This window comes from Pseudomonas sp. Sample_24 (assembly GCF_004307605.1).
Classification (GTDB): Bacteria; Pseudomonadota; Gammaproteobacteria; order Pseudomonadales; family Pseudomonadaceae; genus Aquipseudomonas.
Map to the genome: position 1 here is coordinate 1 of NZ_RCNW01000078.1, position 6,506 is coordinate 6,506.

The 6,506-nt window shown below is 60.1% G+C and carries 6 protein-coding genes; 4 read left to right on the forward strand and 2 right to left on the reverse strand.

All coding sequences use genetic code 11. The features are described from left to right. The first annotated feature begins 189 nt into the window (after positions 1-189). The 4 genes from D8V06_RS03545 to pcaC are packed head-to-tail and all read left to right on the forward strand — an operon-like array spanning position 190 to position 4,110. The gene (locus tag D8V06_RS03545) at positions 190-1,494 is read left to right on the forward strand and encodes an MFS family transporter (protein ID WP_130904357.1); all 1,305 of its coding nucleotides are present in this window, start codon (positions 190-192) and stop codon (positions 1,492-1,494) included. Positions 1,495-1,539: 45 nt separating this feature from the next. After that, on the forward strand, positions 1,540-2,904 hold the full coding sequence (locus D8V06_RS03550) for a 3-carboxy-cis,cis-muconate cycloisomerase (RefSeq protein ID WP_130930446.1): 1,365 nt from the start codon (positions 1,540-1,542) through the stop codon (positions 2,902-2,904). A gap of 11 nt (positions 2,905-2,915) precedes the next feature. Next, positions 2,916-3,707, forward strand: coding sequence for a 3-oxoadipate enol-lactonase (pcaD, locus tag D8V06_RS03555; RefSeq protein WP_130904355.1), 792 nt, complete (start codon positions 2,916-2,918; stop codon positions 3,705-3,707). 10 nt (positions 3,708-3,717) lie between these two features. Continuing rightward, complete coding sequence (pcaC, locus tag D8V06_RS03560) at positions 3,718-4,110, forward strand: 4-carboxymuconolactone decarboxylase (RefSeq protein WP_130930447.1); 393 nt, start codon at positions 3,718-3,720, stop codon at positions 4,108-4,110. Positions 4,111-4,462: 352 nt separating this feature from the next. On the opposite strand, the gene D8V06_RS03565 is transcribed toward pcaC, so the two are convergent. After that, positions 4,463-5,722 (reverse strand): OprD family porin, encoded by a 1,260-nt coding sequence (locus D8V06_RS03565; RefSeq protein WP_130904354.1) that lies wholly within the window; start codon positions 5,720-5,722, stop codon positions 4,463-4,465. Positions 5,723-6,152: 430 nt separating this feature from the next. Beyond that, positions 6,153-6,506, reverse strand: a 354-nt coding sequence (locus tag D8V06_RS03570) for a TolC family protein (protein ID WP_177434344.1), incomplete at its 5' end; no start/stop codon positions are given.

Consider the following 6,506-nt stretch of genomic DNA (forward strand, 5'->3'; position numbering starts at 1 on the left):
TGGAATGTGATTCTGCAGGGCACCGATGCCGAGACGGTGTTCTTCGATTATTGAATGGACTCAAAACTTGTGGTGAGGGAGCAAGCTCCCTCGCCACAAGTGCGTGTTTTGGCCTCAGGTAATGCTTCTGCGGAACGGGACTGTTGCAAAGTGTGTCTAGACTCTACTGTCCCTATTGAGTGAAAAACGATGACGACTCCCACGGCTCCTACAGCTCTTTATACGGGTGAAGAACGCAGCAAGCGGATCTTCGCCATTGTCGGCGCTTCGTCCGGCAACCTCGTCGAATGGTTCGACTTCTACGTCTACGCGTTCTGTGCGATTTATTTCGCCCCCGCGTTCTTTCCGTCCGACAACCCCACGGTGCAGTTGGTAAACACCGCGGGCGTGTTCGCTGCCGGGTTCCTGATGCGGCCGATTGGCGGCTGGATCTTCGGCCGTGTCGCGGACAAGCACGGGCGCAAGAACTCGATGCTGATCTCGATTCTGATGATGTGCTTCGGCTCGCTGCTCATCGCTTGCCTGCCGACCTATAAAGACATAGGTGTCTGGGCGCCGATCCTGTTGCTGTTCGCGCGCTTGCTGCAAGGTTTGTCGGTGGGCGGTGAATACGGCACCACTGCGACCTACATGAGCGAAGTGGCGCTCAAGGGCCAGCGCGGGTTCTTTGCGTCGTTCCAGTACGTGACCCTGATTGGTGGGCAGTTGCTGGCAGTGTCGCTGGTGGTGATCCTGCAACAGTTCCTCACTGAAGAAGACCTGCGCGCCTACGGCTGGCGGATTCCGTTCGTGGTCGGTGCGGTGGCGGCGTTGATTTCGCTGTTCCTGCGTCGCTCGCTGAAAGAAACCACCAGCAAGGAAATGCGCGAGAACAAAGACGCCGGCAGCATCAGGGCGCTGTTCCGCGACCATAAGGCGGCGTTTATTACCGTGCTGGGCTACACCGCCGGTGGCTCGCTGATTTTCTACACGTTCACCACGTACATGCAGAAATACCTGGTGAACACCGCCGGCATGCACGCCAAGACCGCCAGCTACATCATGACCGGCGCGCTGTTCCTGTATATGTGCATGCAGCCTGTGTTCGGCATGCTCGCCGACAAGATCGGTCGACGTAACTCGATGCTCTGGTTCGGTGCCCTGGGCACCTTGTGCACTGTGCCGATCCTGCTGAGCCTGAAAAGCGTCAGCAACCCGTTCCTGGCTTTTGTGCTGATTACCCTGGCACTGTCGATCGTCAGTTTTTACACCTCGATCAGCGGTCTGGTGAAAGCCGAGATGTTCCCGCCGGAAGTGCGCGCACTGGGTGTCGGCCTGGCATATGCGGTGGCCAATGCGATCTTCGGCGGTTCGGCGGAATTTGTGGCCTTGAGCCTCAAGAACGTCGGCATGGAAAACGCCTTCTACTGGTACGTAACGGTGATGATGGCGATTGCCTTCCTGTTCAGCCTGCGTCTGCCGAAACAGGCGAAGTATCTGCATCACGACCTTTGATCTTCACGCGCGGGCCACAAAGGCCCGCGCCTTCAGGGATTGTTTATGAACCAGCGACCGGGCAATCAGTTGTTCGATGCCTACTTCACTGCCCGCGATATGCGTGAGGTGTTCTGCGATCAGGGGCGGGTGCAGGCGATGCTCGATTTCGAAGCAGCATTGGCCCGGGCCGAAGCACGGGTCGGGTTGATTCCGATGAGTGCTGTCGGGTCAATCGAGAATGCGTGCGAGGCCGGGCTTTACGATTTCGCTGCCCTCGGCGAGGCGATTGCCGTCGCCGGCAACTCGGCGATTCCGTTGGTCAAGGCGTTAGGCAAGCAGATCGCTGCGCAGAATGCCGAGGCTGAACGTTACGTGCACCTGGGTGCGACCAGTCAAGACGTGATGGACAGCGGCCTGGTGTTGCAACTGCGCCGGGCGTTGGAACTGATCGAAAACGATCTGGCGCAATTGGGGCAAATCCTCGCGAGCCAGGCCCAGCGTCATGCAGCCACGCCATTGGCCGGACGCACCTGGTTGCAGCACGCCACACCCGTCACCCTCGGCATGAAAATCGCCGGTTGGCTGGGGGCGGTGACCCGCAGTCGTCAACGTTTGGCCGAGCTCAAGCCGCGTTTGCTGGTGCTGCAGTTCGGCGGCGCTTCCGGCACCCTCGCGGCCCTCGGCGAGCAAGCGCTGCCGATTGCTCAAGCGTTGGCCGAAGAGCTGCAACTGAGCTTGCCTGACCAGCCGTGGCACACCCAGCGAGATCGCGTGGTGGAGTTCGGCGCGGTGCTGGGTCTGATCGCCGGCAGCCTGGGTAAACTCGGTCGCGACATCAGCCTGTTGATGCAAACCGAAGCCGCTGAAGTGTTCGAGCCATCGGCGCCGGGCAAGGGCGGTTCCTCGACCATGCCGCACAAGCGCAATCCGGTAGGCGCGGCGGTACTGATCGGCGCGGCGACGCGTGTTCCGGGTCTGCTGTCGACGCTGTTCAGCGCCATGCCACAAGAACATGAACGCAGCCTCGGCTTGTGGCATGCCGAGTGGGAAACCCTGCCGGAAATCTGCTGCCTGGTGTCCGGCAGCCTGCAACAAGCGTTGTTGATCGCTCAGGGGCTGGAGGTGGACGCCGAGCGCATGGCTCGCAACCTCGACCTCACCCAAGGCCTGGTGCTTGCCGAAGCGGTGAGCATCGTCCTGGCGCAACGGGTCGGCCGCGATGCTGCGCACCATCTGCTGGAACAATGCTGTAAACGCGCCGTGGCCGAACAGCGCCACCTGCGTGCGGTGCTTGGCGACGAACCGCAGGTGACCGCCGAACTGACGGCCGCCGAACTCGATCATCTGCTGGACCCCGCTCACTACCTCGGCCAGGCGAAAACCTGGGTCGACCGCGCGGTGGCTGACCATTGTGCATTGACTGCCTGAAGGAGACTGCTGTGGCTTTCGTTCAACTCGCCGATGGCGAACTACATTACCAACTCGATGGACCGGTCGATGCACCGGTGCTGGTGCTATCCAACTCTCTGGGCACTGACCTGCACATGTGGGACGTGCAAATCCCGGCGTTCACCGAGCATTTTCGCGTGCTGCGTTTCGATACCCGAGGCCACGGCAAATCGCTGGTAACGCCGGGACCGTACAGCATCGAGCAACTGGGTCGTGACGTGTTGTCGCTGCTCGATGCCTTGCACATTGAGCGTGCGCATTTCTGTGGTCTGTCCATGGGCGGGTTGATTGGCCAGTGGCTGGGCATCAATGCCGGCGAGCGCTTGAACAAACTGATCGTGTGCAATACGGCGGCGAAAATCGGCGATCCGTCGATCTGGAATCCACGCATCGACATGGTCCTGCGCGATGGTCAGGCCGCCATGGTTGCGCTGCGTGACGCCTCGATTGCACGCTGGTTCACCCCGGACTTCTCCGAAGCCAACCCGGCAGCGGCCAAGCAGATTACCGACATGCTCGCGGCGACTTCGCCTGAAGGTTACGCTGCCAATTGCGCAGCGGTGCGTGATGCCGATTTCCGTGATCAGTTGTCGTCGATCAAGGCGCCGCTGCTGGTGATTGCTGGCGCTCAGGATGCAGTGACGCCACCGTCTGGCGGGCATTTCATTCAGGAGCATGTGCCGGGCGCCGAATACGCCGAGTTCTACGCCGCGCACTTGTCCAACGTCCAGGCCGGCGCTGCGTTCAGCGAGCGGGTCCTGGCGTTTTTGTCGGCTCATTGAGGGGATTGTTGTGGACGAGAAGCAGCGTTACGACGAAGGAATGAAGGTGCGTCGCGCGGTACTGGGCGACGCCCATGTCGACCGCAGCCTGACAACCCTGACCGAGTTCAACTCGGAATTCCAGGAAATGATCACCCGCCACGCCTGGGGCGACATCTGGACCCGCCCGGGTCTGCCGCGCCACACCCGCAGCCTGATCACCATTGCCATGTTGATCGGCATGAACCGCGAAGGTGAACTCAAACTGCACCTGCGTGCCGCCGCCAACAATGGTGTGAGCCGTGGCGAGATCAAGGAAGTGATCATGCAGAGCGCGATTTACTGCGGCATCCCCGCCGCCAACGCAACGTTCCACCTGGCCGAGTCGGTGTGGGATGAGTTGGGGACTGAATCTCGGGAGTGATCCCGGCGATTTTCGGTGCCTGAGCTGACGCCATCGCGGGCAAGCCCGCTCCCACAGGTTTGGATCGTTCCCACGCTCTGCGTGGGAACGCCTCAACGGACGCTCCGCGTTCGGCTTTGGACGGGACGCGGAGCGTCCCTGGCTGCATGCCCACGCAGAGCATGGGAACGATCGGTGGTGATGTTTAGAGCAGGCTGATCGGATAGCTGACGATCAGGCGGTTATTTGGATCGTTCCCACGCTCTGCGTGGGAACGCCTCAACGGACGCTCCGCGTTCGGCTTTGGAACCTGGACGCGAAGCGTCCCTGGCTGCATTCCCACGCAGAGCATGGGAACGATCGGTGATGAGGTTTAGAGCAGGCTGATCGGATAGCTGACGATCAGGCGGTTTTCATCGAACTCGTTGTTGCTGTAATCCCGGCGCATGGTCGAGTTGCGCCATTTCAGGTTCAGGTCTTTCAGTGCGCCGCTTTGCACGGTGTAGCCCAGTTCACTTTCACGACCCCATTCCTTGCCATCGGTGACCGTGCCGGTGTGCACGTTGTCGCCGCTGATGTAGCGGTTCATCAACGTCAAGCCCGGAACGCCGAGAGCAACGAAGTTGTAATCGTGGCGCACCTGCCAGGATTTCTCACGAGCGTTGTCATAGCTGGAGTTGTAGCTGTCGTTGGCCAGGGTCCCGCCGCTGGTGCCGTTGACTCGCATCCAGGGACTGTCACCCGTGAGTTTTTGCAGGCCGACGTAGAAGGTGTGGCCGCCGTACTTGGCTGAGAGCAGGCCGTACATTGTTTTGTTGTCCAGCTCGCCGGCCCGGGCACTGCCATCGTCCTTGCCATGGAAGAACCCGAGGTTGGCGCCCAGCGTCCAATCACCCAACGGTTGGCTGTGGGTCAGGTTGATGAACTGCTGGCTGTAGATATCCTTGAGTTCGGCGTTCCACAGACCGATCTGCGTGCGTTTTTCATTGAACAGGTATTCGCCACCCTGGAAGTTGAAGCGGTCGGAGGTGAACGCCGCTTTGCCGGTCATCGACATGTCGTCCATGCTGCTGTCATCGCGGGGGCTGTTCTGGCGGAACTGGCCGCCGTAGAGCGTCAGTCCATTGATCTCCTTCGACGTGATCTGACCGCCGCGGAAGGTTTGCGGCAGCGAACGCCCATCGTCCGAACGCAGGATCGGCAATACCGGCATCCATTCGCCTACCTTGACTTCGGTCTGCGACAGCTTGGCCTTGAATGCGACGTTGGTGCGGCCGAAGTTGTCCGCCGGGCGACCGTCGCTGTCCAGCGGCAGCAGTTGCGTACCGCCAGTGCCTTTGCCGCCATCGAGCTTCACCGAGTACAACCCCAGCACATCCATGCCAAACCCGACGGTGCCTTGGGTGAACCCGGATTTGGCGTCGAGAATGAAACTTTGCGTCCATTCTTCAGCCTTGCCTTGAGCCTTGGTCGGGTTGGTGAAGTTACGGTTGATGTAGAAGTTGCGCAGGTTCAGGTTGACCTTGGCGCCTTCGACAAACCCCGCTTCTTCGGCGCAGGCGGGCAGGGCGGCACTGGCGAGGGCGGCGGCGATCAGGCTGGGAACAAAGTACTGCGCGGTGGAAGAGGTCATGGGCTGGGGCTCTCTAATTTTTGTAGATAAAGCGGGTGTGATGCCGCAACCAGGGGTTGCAGACGAATAGTGCAAATCAGGGGCGGACGAACCGGGATCAGCCGGACGGGACAGGGCGCGGGGGCATGGCATCGAACCTGTTGTTATTGGTTTTGTGGCTCGGATGGTGCGGGGAATGTACTGGGTGGTTCAATCTTGGAAAGCAGGTTCTGGGCGATAATCGAACATAAGATTAACAGTCGTTTTTGTATTGTTTTTTGCGGTCCTCATCGCTGGCAAGCCAGCTCCCACAAGGTCATGGTCGCCCACAAAAATTGTGCACGGGACGCACAAGGTGGAAGCCGGCTTGCCAGCGATGAAGTCAGCACAACCTTTCCCGCCGCCAACAAAAAGCCCACCAATCGGTGGGCTTCGTGTTTTCACAGCGCTATCAGAACAACTTCAACTTCGGCGCTTCTTCTTTCAGCGGCTCGTTCTTCGCCGTCTGTTCGTTCCAGCCACCGCCCAGGGCCTTGTACAGGTTGACCTGGCTGATCAGCTGCGCCAGCCGATCGGTAATCAGTGACTGTTCAGAGTTGAACAGCTGACGCTGAGCATCGAGGAACGTCAGGTTGCTGTCGACGCCGATGCGATAACGCCGCTCGGCCAGACGGTAGTAGTCCTGGTTGGCACTGACCAGATTACGCTGCGCCTGTACCTGGTCGGTGTAGGTGCCGCGTGCGGCCAAACCGTCGGCGACTTCCTGGAAGGCCGTTTGAATGGACTTCTCGTAGTTCGCCACGCC